This is a genomic window from Micromonospora sp. NBC_00421 (assembly GCF_036017915.1).
Taxonomy (GTDB): domain Bacteria; phylum Actinomycetota; class Actinomycetes; order Mycobacteriales; family Micromonosporaceae; genus Micromonospora.
The window spans coordinates 1,042,600-1,056,554 of the sequence record NZ_CP107929.1 but is presented as its reverse complement, the minus strand read 5'-3'; the positions used below and the strand labels follow the sequence as shown (position 1 = coordinate 1,056,554).

Here is a 13,955-nt window from a genome sequence, read left to right as displayed (position 1 = left end):
GGCGAGATCCATCAAGCGGAATAGATGGCCGGGTGAACAGCGGGTTCCCCGACCCGATCACCCACGGTGACCTGGTCGTCTACCGGCCGAAACGGCAGCCGGCCACGACAGTGGTGTCAGCTATGGGACAGTTGATTGTGTAGTCCGATCACGGGCAAAAGTGGGCAGGTCAGCGCTCTGCCGATTGAACAGGGACACTCAGGCAACGGGACCGGCGAGCCGGGCGCGCCCGCCGTGCCGGATCCGCGCGGCCGGTCAGCCGACCCGACTGATCCGCAGGGTCAACACGTCGGTACGGACGGTGATGTGGCCATGGAAGAGGGCCACCCCCTGGGCGTTGTAGCCGATCTGGGTCGCGCTGATCAGCGGATGCCCGGCGGGCACGCCGAGTCGACCCGTGGCGACCTCGTCGGCGAGCACCGCCGCGAACTCGATCTCGGCCCGGCGCACCGGCATCCCGGTCGCGTTGGCCAGGAACTCGAACATATCCAGGTCGATGCTCACCAGGCCGGACGGGTCCAGGTTCTGGCCGGCGACCTGGAGCGGCAGGTGATCGCGGATCCAGACCGCCGGCACTCCGTCGACGGTGAAGAGCCGCTCGACCCGCCACACCGGATCGCCCGGGGTCAGCCCGAGCACCTCGGCGCAGTCGACCGGGCAGGTCGACCGGCTGACCCCGGCGTCGGTCAGGGCGGGCCGGTGACCGGAGGCGGTGATCCGGTCACGCAGGGCGGTGACGTCACCGAGCGAGACCGGCACCCGGCCAGCCGGCTCGTGTACGAAGGTGCCGATGCCCCAGGTCCGCTTGACCACTCCCTCGGCGGCAAGCTGACCGAGCACCTCACGGACGGTGGCGCGGCTGACCTCCAGCAGATCGGCCAGTTCCCGCTCGTTGGGCAGCTTGTCGCCGGGGCCGAACTCGCTGCCGATCAGCTCCATCAACCGGCCCTGCGCGGCCTGGAGTGCGGTCTCGCGCCGCGCCATCCACCATCACCTCTTCGCTCCGCGCCGCCGGCCGCGGCGTACGCGGAGTGTAGTAGTTGTTGTCGCGCATTCAGCCCAGGGCCGACGACGGCTCACCAGACCTGTTCGAGCACCCGCATCGTGTTGCCGCCGATCACCTTGGCGATCTCGTCATCGGAGTAGTCGTGCGAGACCAGCCAGCCGACGATGGTGCCGAACGCCTCGCCCGGGTTCTCCACCCCGGACACGTACTCCACCCGGGGGTGTTCGGGGCGGTTGCCGGCGTCGTGGGCGTAGTTCGCGGCATAGGTGTTGTGCACGCCCACGTGGTCACCGAACATGGTGTCCGGGCCGAAGGTGACGTGGTCGATGCCGACCAGGTCGACGCAGTAGGTGAAGTGGTCCATCACCGACTCGATCGAATGGTGCGGATGCGCCGCCGACAGGGTGGTGTGCGGCGCGGCCTCGATGCCGATCACCCCACCCCGCTCGGCACAGGCCCGGATCACCTCGTCCGGCTTCATCCGCGGGGTGTCCCACACCGCACGGGCCCCCGCGTGGGTGATGAAGACCGGCACCCGACTCGCCTCGACCACCTCCAACGACGTCCGGTCACCGGAGTGCGACACGTCGATGGCGATGCCCAACTTGTTCATCCGGTCCACCGCCCGCCGCCCGAAGTGGGTCAACCCGCCGTCGACCCGCTCGGAGAGCCCGCCGCCGAGCATGTTCGCCTGGCTGTAGGCGATGCCGAGCTGCCGGACGCCGAAGCCGTAGAGGATGTCGATGCGGTCCAGCTCGTTCTCGATCGGGCTGCTGCACTCCAGGCCGGCGACCAGGGCGAGCCGGCCGTCCCGCTTGGCCGCGTGGATGTCGGCCAGCGACGTCGCCAGCACCACGAAGTCCTGCTTGTAGAGGTCGCTCAGGCGCATCCCGACCGCGTAGACCAGGTCGTTCCACTTCCAGCCGTTCTCGCTGGTGACGCAGGACGCGCCGGCCATGAAGTTGTCGAAGACGGCGGTCAGCCCGGAACGGGACAGCCCCTCGTAGCCGGTGCGCTGCCGCGCGGTCCGGTTGTAGGCGCGCAGCTCCCGGACGTCCTCGGGCAGGACCACCGGATGCTCGTGCAGCGAGATGGCGATCTGCTCGGTCAGCAGCCGGGTGACCCGCTGCCGCTGCGCTTCGGTGAGGCCCAGGTCGTGCTCGGGCACTCGGCCGACCTCAGCCGCCAGGTCGAACACCCGGTAGTCCGAGTGCGGCTCCAGGTACCCGTAGGACTTGTGGCCCCGGTACCTCGGCGCGGATTCTTGCAGCACGGCTCTCTCCTTCAGGGACGGGTACGACGCCACCGGCGCACTAGGCGGCCAGCGGGTAGTGGCAGGCGACCGGATGCCCGGCGGCCGACGTCGACGGGGTGTGCGGGTCGGCGTCGGCCGGGCGGGAGCCGATCGCCAGCAGGGGCGGCTCGGTGGTCGCGCAGGTCTCGGTCGCCTGCCAGCAACGGGTGCGGAACCGGCAGCCCGACGGCGGGTTCACCGGGCTGGGCGGGTCACCGGCGAGCAGGATCCGCTGCCGGGCGACCCGGCGGGCCGGCTCCGGCACCGGCACCGCCGACAGCAACGCCTTGGTGTAGGGGTGGCGGGGCTGCTCGTAGAGGGGCGTGCCGGGGCCGGTCTCGACCAGCTTGCCGAGGTACATCACCGCCACCCGGTCGGAGATGTGCCGCACCACCGACAGATCGTGGGCAATGAAGACGTACGCCACGCCCAGCTCCTCCTGGAGCCGCTCCAGCAGGTTGACCACCTGGGCCTGGACCGACACGTCGAGCGCGGAGACCGGCTCGTCGCAGACGATCACGTCGGGTTGCAGGGCGAGCGCGCGGGCGATGCCGATCCGTTGCCGCTGGCCGCCGGAGAACTGGTGCGGGTAGCGGTCCAGGTGCAGGCTCGCGTCCAGCCCGACCAGGTCGAGCAGGTCACGGATGCGGTCCAGCCGGCGGGCCTTCGGCAGCACGTCGGGGTGGATCTCGAAGGGCTGCAACAGGATGTCGCGCACGGTGCGGCGCGGGTTCAGTGAGGTGTACGGGTCCTGGAGCACGATCTGGATCCGCCGGCGCAGCGCCCGCAGCTCCCGGCCCCGGGCCCGGTGCACCACCGCGTCGCCGAAGCGCACCTCACCGGCGGTGGGGCGCTCCAGCCCGACCAGCATCCGGGCCAGCGTGCTCTTGCCGCAGCCGGACTCGCCGACCACCCCCAGGGTCTCCCCCCTACGCAGGTCGAACGAGACTCCGTCGACGGCCTTCACCACCCCGCCGGGGCGCAGTGGCACCCGCCCCTTGAGCGGGAAGTGCTTGACCAGGCCGTCGACCCGCAGCACGACGTCATCGCCGGGTGGCATGCAGCACCTCCGTACGGTGGTGACAGGCACTGGCCCGGCCCAGGGGCAGCGGCTCCAGCGGGGGCAGCACGATGCGGCACTCCTCGGTCAGCCGGAGGCAGCGCAGGTGGAACGGGCAGCCGCCGGGCAGCCGGGCCGGGTTGGGCGGGGCTCCCGGGATGGCGTACAACTGTTCGTCACGGCGGTCGATCCGGGGCATCGAGGCGAGCAGCCCCTCGGTGTACGGGTGGGCCGGTCCGTCGAAGATCTGCTCGACGGTGCCCCGCTCGACGATCCGCCCGGCGTACATGACCGCCACGTCGTCGGCGACCTCGGCGACCACCCCCAGGTCGTGGGTGATCAGCAGCAGGGCCATTCCGCTGTCCCGCTGGATCTCCGCGATCAGCTCCATCACCTGGGCCTGCACGGTGACGTCGAGGGCGGTGGTGGGCTCGTCGGCGATCAGCGCCGCCGGCTCCAGCGCGATCGCCAGGGCGATCATGATGCGCTGCCGCATCCCGCCGGAGAACTGGTGCGGATAGTCGCGCAGCCGGTCCTTCGCCGCCGGGATGCGGACCCGGTCGACCAGTTCGACCGCGCGGCGGCGGGCGTCTGCGCGGGACATCCCGCGGCGGACCCGGAGCAGCTCGGTGAGCTGGTCGCCGACGGTGAAGACCGGGTTGAGCGCGGCCATCGAGTCCTGGAAGACCATGCCGATCTCCTCGCCGCTGACCCGGTCGCGTTGCTTCGGCGTCAGGGTGAGCAGTTCCCGTCCGCGCAGGGTGACCGAGCCGGTGATCCGGGCCGGCGGCGAGTCCAGGATGCCCATCACCGCCTGGGCGGTGACGCTCTTGCCCGAGCCGGACTCGCCGAGGATGGCCAGCGTCCGGCCGGCCTGGAGGGTCAGCGACACCCCGTTGACGGCGCGCACCGGTCCGCTCGCCCCGGGAAACGAGACCCACAGATCGGTGACCTGTAGCAGCGGGTCCATCAGCCGACCCCCGCCTCGTGGAGGAAGTCGCGGACCACCCGCTGGAACAGCTCCGCCTCCTCCAACTGCGGCGAGTGCCCGGAGTGCTCGAAGACCACCAGCCGGGCGTCCGGGATCAGGTCGGCGATCACCTGCGAGGCCGCCACCGGCGTACGCCAGTCGTGCCGGCCGACGGTTACCAGGGTGGGACAGGTGATCTGCGGCAGCTTCGGCTTCAGGTCGTAGCGCGGCATGTTCTGCCCGAAGGCCGCGTTGTGGGTGCGGTAGTGGAACCGGGTGGCGGCCAGCCGGGCGGCGTCCTTCGCCGGGTCGTGCTGGTGGTCGTAGAGCGGCAGGATCGCCTGCCAGTAGTCGCGGAGCTGCTCGTTGCTCTCGAAACGGCCGGTGCCGATCCGGTCGATCGCCCACTGCGGGATCACCGTCCGGTCGGTGCTGCGGGCCCGCTCCACGGCCAGGTGGTCGTGCGCCGTATCGGCGGCGGTGTCCCGCAGGACCAGCGCGGAGACCCGGTCGGGGTGGGCGACCGCGTACTCCAGCGCGATGAAACCGCCGTACGAGCCACCGGCCATCACGATCTTCTCGTAGCCGAAGTGCTCCCGGATGGCGTCGACGTCGGCCACCCACTGCTCGTGGGTGAACGGCTCGTCGTCGCTGGACTCCCCCGAGCCACGCGCGTCGAAGACGATCACCCGGAACCGGTCGGCGAACGGCCCGAAGGAGCGCTTCGGCTCCGACCGCGAGCCGAGCCCGGGTGCGCCGTGGTGCACGATCATCGCCGGAGCGTCCGTCGGGCCGAACGCCTCGACCACCAGCTCCGCACCATTGATCTTCATCGGACCCCCTCGATGACGTTGGCTTCCAGGTCGCGCGGATAGCTGGTCAGCCGGCGCGGGCCGGTCTCGGTGACCAGGACGGTGTCGGAGATCCGGTAGCCGGCGTGGCCGGGCACGTAGACGCCCGGCTCGCTGGACAGCAGCATCCCGGGGGCGAGCACGGTGTGGTCGCCGTCGGCCACCCAGGGCGGCTCGTGGTTCTGTAGGCCGATGCCGTGCCCCTGCCGGTGCCTGATGAACTCGCCGAGCCCGTGCCCGCGCAGCACGTCCAGGCAGGTCCGGTTGACCTCGGCGCAGGTCCGGCCGGCGAGCATCGCCTCGGTGCCCACCTGCTGGGCTTCCCGGTCGGCCTCGTAGTAGCGGCGCTGCGCGGCGGTGGGCTCGCCGACGACGAAGGTCCGCTCGCTCTCCACGAACCGGCTCGCCACCGCCGCGCCCAGCGACAGGATCAAGGTGTCCCCGGGCTGGATCCGCCGCCGGGTCGGCAACCCGTGCGGCAGCGCCGAGTTGGGGCCGGCGTAGACCAGCCCGCCGGCCACCTTGGTGGTGTAGACGACCCGCTCGTAGTCGGCGTACATCCGGTCGGTGCCGTACCCGATCACATGCCTGGCCAACTCGTCCTCGCGGGGCAACTCCGTGCCCCGCGCCAGCGCGTCGGCGATCAGCTCCCGACCGGCGGCGAGCATGTCGTCGCAGATCCGGGCCGCCGCCTCGTGCAGCGGGATCTCCTCGGCGAACTTGGTCAGCCGCAGGCTCGCCACCGCGTCGGTGGGCACCAGGCTGGCCCCGCCGATGGCCCGGCCCAGCTTCTCCACCGCGCCGACGGAGAGGCCGGAGCTGATCCCGATCCGCCGGGCCCGCCGGCCGGACAGGGCGGTGGCGAGGGTCTCCTCGGCGCTGACCACCCCCGGATACTCGGCGTAGCTGACGGTGGCGACGGCCACCTCCTGCTGGGCCGCGTACTCCTCGTCGAGGCGCGGGATGACCAGCAGCGGATCGCCCTCGCGTGGCATCCAGAGGTAGACCGGCCGTTCGGTGGCGATGTAGAAGAAACCGACCAGGAAGGCGACGTCGGCGGGTGCAGTGGCCAGGAAGCCGTCCAGGTCGCGCTCGGCGAGCGCGGCGCTGAGCCGGGTCCGGACCGTGGCGTAGAAACTGTCGGGCAGCCGCATCGCGGTCAGCCTCCGTTCCGGCGGGGATCACGGTTGTCGTTGAAGCGCATGCCGGCGACCGTGGCGGCGAGGACGAGGGCGAGGATCGCCAGCGACGGGAAGAGCGTCTGCCACCAGGCGATCGCCACCACCCCGCTGCGCTGGGCGTTGAGCAGGATCCGCCCCCACGACCAGGCGTCCGGGTCGCCGAGGCCGAGGAAGCTCAGCCCGGCCTCGGAGATGACCGCCCGGGAGGCGGTGAGCAGCACGCTGACCACCATCAGCGGGACGACCGCCGGCATGATCTCCCGGGTGACGATCCGCCAACCGGTGGCGCCGAGCACCCGGGCGCCGTCGATGTAGGGCATCGCCGTCACCACCAGCCCCTGCGAGCGGATCAGGCGGGCAACCTCGGGCCAGGCGAAGACGCCGATGATGACGGTCAGCGTCCAGACACTCGGGCTGACCACCGCCGCCAGCATGATCATCAGCGGCAGGGTGGGCAGCGCCAACATCACGTCGGTGATCACCGTGCCGACCGCGTCGACCGGCCGGAAGTACGCCGAGACCAGTCCGATCGCGGTGCCGAGCACCAGCGCGATCAACGAGGCCGCCACCCCGATCATCAGGCTGGTCCGGGTGCCCCAGACCACCTGGGCGAAGATGTCCTGCCCCAGGTCGTCGGTGCCGAACCAGTGCCGTCCCGACGGGGACTGGAGCACGTCGGCGCTGGTGCCGCCGGGCTCGTCGGCGATCAGCGGCGCGGCGACCGCGAGCACCACCATCACCACCAGGACGGCTACCGCGACCAGGGCGGAGGGTTGGCGCAGGTAGCTGCGCCAGGCCGGCCGGACGCCGACCTCCTGGACCGCCACGGTCTGCTCGGTCAACACCGGCGCGCTCACGGGGCTTCCCTTTCGCTCGCGACTGCGGGGCTCCGCTGCGCTGCACTCCTCGCGCTCACAGGGCTTCCCTTTCGCCTCGCGACTGCGGGGCTCCGCTGCGCTGCACTCCTCGCGCTCACAGGGCTTCCCTTTCGCCTCGCGACTGCGGGGCTCCGCTGCGCTGCACTCCTCGCGCTCACAGCCGGATCCTGGGGTTGAGGACGGCGTAGAGCAGGTCGGTCAGCGAGTTGGCGATCACGACGGTGACGGCGAGCATGATGAACGCTCCTTGCAGCACGGGATAGTCGCGTTGCCCGACCGCCTCGAAGATCAGGCGGCCGACGCCGGGGTAGGCGAAGACGGTCTCGGTGAGCACGGCGCCGCCGACCAGGGTGCCGAGTTGCAGCCCCATCAGGGTCAGCGCCGGCAGGATCGCATTGCGCAGACCGTGCTTCCACACGCGGCGACGGGTGGCGAGGCCCCGGGCCCGGGCGGCCCGGATGTAGTCCTCACCGAGCACCTCGATCATGTTGGTACGCAGGGTCAACGCGTACGGACCGAGCTGCACCAGCACCAGCGAGAGCACCGGGAGCACCAGATGGTGGGCGAGGCTGGCGTAGGCCGCCGCGCCCCTGGTGTCCGGGTCGATCGCCCCGCCGATCGGGAACCAGCCGAGCCGGGCACCCAGGTAGACCAGCAGCAGCATCGCCACGCTGGGCACGAAGAGCGCGTGCCCGCCGATGCCGAGCACCTGGAGCACCTTGTCCGGCCAGCGGCCCCGGTGCACCGCCGCGTAGACCCCGATCGGGATGCCGACGGCGATGGTGACCACGAACGCCGTACCGGCCAGCAGCAGCGTCCAGGGCAGTCGCTCGACCAGGATGTCGGTGACCGGCTGGATCTGCCGGAACGAGATGCCGAAGTTGCCCTGCGTCAGTTCGCGCAGGTACGACACGTACTGCTCCCAGAGTGGCCGGTCCAGGCCATACGTCTTGAGCAGGGCGGCCTGCATCTCCGGGGTCATGTCCCCCTCGACCATGAGGGTCGTGGGGTCCCCCGGCAGCAGCCGGAGCAGGAAGAACGTCGCGGTGATCGCGATCCAGATGGTCAGGACGGCCTTCACCGCCCGGCTGAGCACGAAGCGTGCCACGGGGGACCCCTCCCTTCTGCGTCGTCAGCCGGTCAGCTGGCCGGCTTGACCTGGGCCAGCGAGTAGGCGGTGACCATGCCGAGCAGGTCCGACGGCGAGGCGACGAAACCGGTGAACTTGCTGGCGTTGTAGGCGAACTGGAAGTTCTCCACGTAGAGCGGAGTCAGGTACGCCTGCTCGTGCACCACCTTGTCGATGTTCTTGATCTTCTCGGCGAAGGCGTCCTTGTCGGTGGTGGCCGCCGCGTCGTTGATCAGCCCGTCCATCTCCGGGGACTTGAGCAGGTTGTAGTTGATCCCGCCCGGGTTGCTGGAGAGGTAGGTGCTGCGCAGCTGGTCCATCGGGTTGTCGAAGACACCCCACTGCGAGGCGTCGATGTCGTACTCGCCGTTCTTCGTGCGGGACAGGAACGTGTTCCGCTCCACGCACTGGTTCTCCAGCTTGATCCCGGCCTTGGCCGCGCTCTCCCGGAACAGCTGCACCACCCGGGTCAGGTTGGCGTTGGACTGGTCGCAGGCCACGCCGAGGGTGAGGTTGTCGAAGAGACCGTCACCGTCACCGTCGCGGTAGCCGGCCGAGGACAGCTTCGCCTTCGCTCCGGCCGGATCGAACGGGTACGGCTGGACCTCGGGGTTGTCGTAGTCGGCGAAGATCGGCGAGATCGGGCCGGCCATCTGCTGGGCGTCGCCCTGCAGCACCGAGGCGATGATCGCCTTGGTGTCGACCGCCATCGACAGCGCCTGCCGGACCTCCTGCTTCGCCAGGTCCTTGTTGTTCATGTTGTACGTCAGGTGGGCGAAGCCGAGCGCGCCGACCTTCTGCAACTTGATCTTGTCGTCGTTCTCGAAGGTCTTCGCCGCCGAGGCCGGCACGGGGGTACCCATCAGGTCGATGTCGCCGTTGCGCAGCGCCAGCATCATCGTGTTGACGTCCGGGTAGATCCGGTACTCGACCTGGCTCAGGGCGGCCTTGCCCCCCGGTGCCAACGGGTACTTCTCGTTGCGCTTCATCACGTAGCGCTGGCCCTTGGTGGCGCTGTCGAGCACGAACGGTCCGGCACCGACCCAGTCGGCGTCGTTGGCGAACTTCGACAGGTCGCCGGCGGACTCGAAGACGTGCTTGGGCACGATCGACATCCAGAAGCCGACGCCCTCGGCGAACGGCGCGTACGGCTGGGAGAGCTTGAACTTCACCGTCGTGGCGTCCGGCGCCTCGACGGAGGTGACCCAGGTCAGCTTGGCGGCGACGTTGCCCAGCTTGTACTTCATGATCTGCTCGGCGCTGAACTTGACGTCCTCGGCCACGACCGGCTTGCCGTCGCTCCAGGTGAAGTCGTCGCGCAGGTGGAACACGGCGGTCTTGCCGCCGTCCTCGTAGCTGTAGTCCTTCGCCAACTCCGGCGCCTTCTTGGCGTTCTCGTCGATCCGCAGCAGGTGCGGGTACATCGCGTTGAGGATCCAGGAGTCGGTCTTGCTCAACGACTGGAGCGGGTTGAAGTTGGAGACGTCGGTGGTGGTGCCGATCCGCAGCACCGTGCCGCCGCCGGCCTTGTCACCGGAGGAGTCGTCGGACTCGTTGAGGCCACAGCCGGAGAGCACCAGCGCGGCGGCCGTGCCGATCGCGGCGGCGAACCGCCACCGACCGGGACGGCGGTTGTTGGACGTGGTCACCAGACCTCCCGAAGAACGCGGATGATGTTGCCGCCGATGACCTTGGAAATCTCGTCATCGGAGTAGTCGTGCGAGACCAGCCAGCCGACGATGTTGCTGAAACACTCGGCCGGGTTCTCCATGCCGGAGACGTACGGCACCCGGGGGTGGTCCACCGCGCCGTGGGCCTGTCCGATCGCCAGGTGCTGGGTGAAGCTGTCGTGCAGCCCGACGTGGTCACCGAAGTTGGTGTCCGGGCCGAACGCGACGTGGTCGATGCCCACCAGGTCGACGCAGTAGGTGAAGTGGTCCATCACCGACTCGATCGAATGGTGCGGATGCGCCGCCGACAGGGTGGTGTGCGGCGCGGCCTCGATGCCGATCACCCCACCCCGCTCGGCACAGGCCCGGATCACCTCGTCCGGCTTCATCCGCGGGGTGTCCCAGACGGTGCGGGCGCCGGCGTGGGTGATGAAGACCGGCACCATGCTGCCCTCGATGACCTCCAGCGAGGTCCGGTCGCCGGAGTGCGACACGTCGATGGCGATGCCCAGCTTGTTCATCCGGGTCACCGCCCGCCGCCCGAAGTGGGTCAGCCCCCCGTCGGTGCGCTCGGAGAGACCGGAACCGAGCATGTTCGCCTGGCTGTAGGCGATGCCCATCTGCCGGACGCCGAAGCCGTAGAGGATGTCGATGCGGTCCAGCTCGTTCTCGATCATGGTGGCCGCCTCCAGGCCGGCCACCAGGGCGAGCTTGCCGTTGCGCTTGGCGGCGAGGATCTGTTCCAGCGTGGTCGCCAGCACCACGTGGTCCTGCTTGGCGACGTCAGCGAAGCGCAGCCCGATGTCGTAGATGACGTCGTCCCACTTCCAGGCGTGCTCGCTGGTCACGCAGCCGGTGCCGTTCATGAAGTTGTCGAAGACCGCGGTCATGCCGGAGCGGGCCAGGCCCTCGAAGCCGAAGGCGTTGCGGCCGGTGCGGTTGTAGTCGCGCAGCTGAGTGACGTCCGCCGGCAGGATCTTCGGGTGTTCGTGCAACGAGATGGCTATCTGCTCACGCAGCAGCCGGGCGACACGGTCGTGCTGGTCGTCGGTCAGGCCGAGATCGTGGGCGGGCACCCGACCGAGCTGGGGCGCCAGGTCGAACACCTTGTAGTCGACCACTGGCTCCAGATAGTCGAAAGACCGGTACCCGTCGTAGCGGGGGGCAATTTCCTGCACCTGCGTACTCACCTCGCCGAGGCTAGAGGCATGAGGATGGAGGTCTGACCTCCTGCCTTCCGGCACGCTATGTGAGCGACGAACTCCTTGGGAAGGGCTCGTTACCCGACCGTTATCCGTTCGCCCCGGCTCAACCTGCCGACAACAAGAGCCCTGGTCAGCGCGATGGGCGCCCGGCCGAGGCCTGCGGCGGTGGCCTCGGCCGGGCGCGGCGAGGCCGACCGGGCGCTTCCGCCGACAGGGCGCTTCCGCCGACCGGGCGATGATCGGAAAGAACCCGCGGCAGACGCCGGGGCCGCCCGGCAGCCGAGCTTCCTCACCAACGTCTCGAGCGCCAGATCGGTGCGGCGGGACCGGCCGAACCGCTCGTCGCCGTAGGGGAACGGGGTCAGCTCGCCCGGCGGACCCAGCCGCGCCGCTCGTACCCAGGCGACCAGCCGGGCCTCCTCCGCGACGACAAGAACCGCGCCGTCGGGGTCCGCTGACGTGTTGGTCGGTCGCAGTGGGCGGAAGTTCCAGGAAGGTGGGTGGTCGACATTCTTTAGCGCGGTCGATCCGCGGTCGCCTCAGGACGCGCGTCGCTGTGTCGTCGCGGCTCGACGATCGCGGCGACGGCGCACCACTACCGAAACGGAGAGGATGGCAATGCCGTTGTGGCGTTCGCCGTAGCGGGCTGGCGCAGTGGATGCGAATCCCACCTGGCATCCGTGGCCCGCACGGACATGGCATGGAATTCCAGTGCGGCGAATCCCGCGCACTCCACACTGCGTCGCCGGGTCGTACCATGGCGCCGGCTTCCTGACGGGAGTCAACTAAAGACGCGAATCTCGAATGAGGGACGCGGCCCCGTTCCGGTAGGGGCCAGCCGACGGGCGGAACCACCTGGGCAAATGCATCCGATGCATTGTCGAAACAATCGACATATTCTCGAAAGGCAGTGGTAAGGGCGCTCGAGCTCGCGCCATCCACTCTCTCCGCGTCGTGTGACGCCAAACACAGTTCACGCCGACCTCCGCGTTACTACGGGCAGCCATCGATCGGCGGGCCGTCCCCTATCGGCAGCTAGACGGCGCTTCGGGCACGCCAAAGACGGGTCCGTAGTCGCGTAATCACGCAGGGTTGACATAGCGGCGCGCATCTTGAAGTATCGAGATACGGCAACCGCACAACGGCTACGGAGTCGCTCTCGACGAACCCGCTATCGGATGATCCGATGGCAGCAGGGTCACGTCAGGGGACCAGTGCCAGCCATGTGCTCAGCGTCGACAGGAATAACGCTACGCGAGAGCAGTGTGAGTGGTATCGGACAACCAGCCAAAAGGCTGCCGGAGGAGAAGTGCGTCCGGCAAGGGCTTTCGCAGAAACCACATGAGTCGAGTGTTTTTGTGATCTTTTCTGCGACCGACACGACAGTAGCGTTGCTCTATTCAGCTCGGTAGGACTGCAGGGTCGGGCGGAGCTCTCGGATGAATCGGTGATGCCACAGGAGATTGTCCGTGGGATCGCCTGAGTGGAGGGGTGAATGGACGGGCGCGACCAGTTTGCTGCCACGACGACGAGCCAACTCGACCATCGTTCCCGCGACAGGACAACGTGGTGCCTGTACCTCAATCTATCGATCTTCGGTTATGTCCTCTACGGCTTCGGTCCGTCGATATCCCTGTTGGCACGCGACCTGTCGCTCAGCGACACCGCAGTATCCCTGCATGCGGTGGCGTTGGCTGCCGGCGCCGTGGTCGCCGGTCTGACGGCGGCAACGCTCGTCGGCCGCCTGGGGCGCTCCATCGTTCAGACGTCGTCGCTGGTCGGGTTGGGTTTCGGCGTCGTCGGTTACTGCGCAGGTGGCACTTTCCCGGTGACCCTGGCATCTGCGGTGCTCATCGGATACACCGGGAATCTCATCGTCAACACCACCTCGGCTGGCCTGTCGGTACACCATGGTCGGGCGGCGGCGGCAAGGATCAGTGAGGCCAACGGGGTCAGCGCCGGAGTAGGAATGCTGGCGCCGGTCGCCCTGGGCTCGGCGGCGAGTTTGGGGTGGGGGTGGCGAGCCGGTCTGCTGCTCGTCATGCCGATGCTGATCGCGGCGATCGTGGTCTCGCGGCGGCTGCGGCTTCCCGCCGCGCCGAGTGCCTTGACCACGTCCGGACCACAGCGGCTGAGCGGGCCGTTCTGGATCGCGTGGCTGATCTTCCTCGCCTGCGCCCTGGTCGAGATGTGCATGGTCTTCTGGGCTTCGGAGCAGCTACGCCGGCACGCCGGAATGGAGCAGAGTATCGCCACCATGGCCATCTCGCTGATGTTGGGGGGAATCGTCGTCGGACGAATCTTCGGGGCCACGCTCGTGCGTGACCGGAAGCTGGAGGACGTCCTCATGGCCTCGATCGGAGTGCATCTTGCAGGCTTTGCACTGTTCTGGCTGTCCACCACGCCGGTCGTCTCCGCTTCCGGCCTCGTCGTCTGCGGCCTCGGAATGGCGCTGCAAATTCCACTGGCCATGACCAGGGCCATGAATCTCTCCGGAGGAAGATCTGACGTCGCCATGGCGAGACTGGGCGTCGGCACCGGCGTCGCCACTGCTGTCGGCCCATTTGTGCTGAGTGTTCTGGGCGACGTCGTGGGAATCCACCTGGCCTTCCTTCTGGTGCCGATTCTGTTGGTCTGGGCAATCTTTTTGACCGCTACCCGAAGGAGCGAATCGAACCTAGGCGCACTGGCAGGAAACTAGCCGCTTCCCT

General features: G+C 69.0%; 11 protein-coding genes. 1 reads left to right on the top strand and 10 read right to left on the bottom strand.

What is annotated here, in order from left to right; translation table 11 throughout:
• Positions 1-255: 255 nt before the first annotated feature.
• From OHQ87_RS05065 to OHQ87_RS05020, 10 genes are all read right to left on the bottom strand, one after another.
• Positions 256-984: a GntR family transcriptional regulator gene (locus OHQ87_RS05065; protein WP_328345386.1), complete on the bottom strand. Its 729-nt coding sequence runs from the start codon at positions 982-984 to the stop codon at positions 256-258.
• A 92-nt stretch (positions 985-1,076) separates the two neighbouring features.
• Positions 1,077-2,279, bottom strand: coding sequence for a dipeptidase (locus tag OHQ87_RS05060; protein WP_328345384.1), 1,203 nt, complete (start codon positions 2,277-2,279; stop codon positions 1,077-1,079).
• A 40-nt stretch (positions 2,280-2,319) separates the two neighbouring features.
• Entirely contained in the window at positions 2,320-3,360 is a 1,041-nt protein-coding gene (locus tag OHQ87_RS05055) for an ABC transporter ATP-binding protein (protein WP_328345382.1), read from the bottom strand.
• A complete protein-coding gene (locus OHQ87_RS05050; RefSeq protein ID WP_328345380.1) occupies positions 3,344-4,330 on the bottom strand; it encodes an ABC transporter ATP-binding protein in 987 nt (328 codons plus the stop codon). The genes OHQ87_RS05055 and OHQ87_RS05050 overlap by 17 nt, the downstream gene beginning before the upstream one ends.
• Positions 4,330-5,163 (bottom strand): alpha/beta fold hydrolase, encoded by an 834-nt coding sequence (locus tag OHQ87_RS05045; protein WP_328345378.1) that lies wholly within the window; start codon positions 5,161-5,163, stop codon positions 4,330-4,332. Before OHQ87_RS05045 ends, OHQ87_RS05050 begins: the two co-directional genes overlap by 1 nt.
• The gene (locus OHQ87_RS05040) at positions 5,160-6,335 is read right to left on the bottom strand and encodes a M24 family metallopeptidase (RefSeq protein WP_328345376.1); all 1,176 of its coding nucleotides are present in this window, start codon (positions 6,333-6,335) and stop codon (positions 5,160-5,162) included. Before OHQ87_RS05040 ends, OHQ87_RS05045 begins: the two co-directional genes overlap by 4 nt.
• Before the next feature lie 5 nt (positions 6,336-6,340).
• On the bottom strand, positions 6,341-7,219 hold the full coding sequence (locus tag OHQ87_RS05035; protein ID WP_328345374.1) for an ABC transporter permease: 879 nt from the start codon (positions 7,217-7,219) through the stop codon (positions 6,341-6,343).
• 175 nt (positions 7,220-7,394) lie between these two features.
• Positions 7,395-8,348, bottom strand: coding sequence for an ABC transporter permease (locus OHQ87_RS05030; RefSeq protein ID WP_328345372.1), 954 nt, complete (start codon positions 8,346-8,348; stop codon positions 7,395-7,397).
• 32 nt (positions 8,349-8,380) lie between these two features.
• Positions 8,381-10,018 (bottom strand): ABC transporter substrate-binding protein, encoded by a 1,638-nt coding sequence (locus OHQ87_RS05025; RefSeq protein WP_328345370.1) that lies wholly within the window; start codon positions 10,016-10,018, stop codon positions 8,381-8,383.
• A complete protein-coding gene (locus tag OHQ87_RS05020; protein WP_328345368.1) occupies positions 10,015-11,229 on the bottom strand; it encodes a dipeptidase in 1,215 nt (404 codons plus the stop codon). The genes OHQ87_RS05025 and OHQ87_RS05020 overlap by 4 nt, the downstream gene beginning before the upstream one ends.
• Positions 11,230-12,739: 1,510 nt before the next feature.
• Here OHQ87_RS05020 and OHQ87_RS05015 point away from each other — a divergent pair.
• Positions 12,740-13,945 (top strand): MFS transporter, encoded by a 1,206-nt coding sequence (locus tag OHQ87_RS05015; protein WP_328345366.1) that lies wholly within the window; start codon positions 12,740-12,742, stop codon positions 13,943-13,945.
• Positions 13,946-13,955 lie beyond the last annotated feature (10 nt).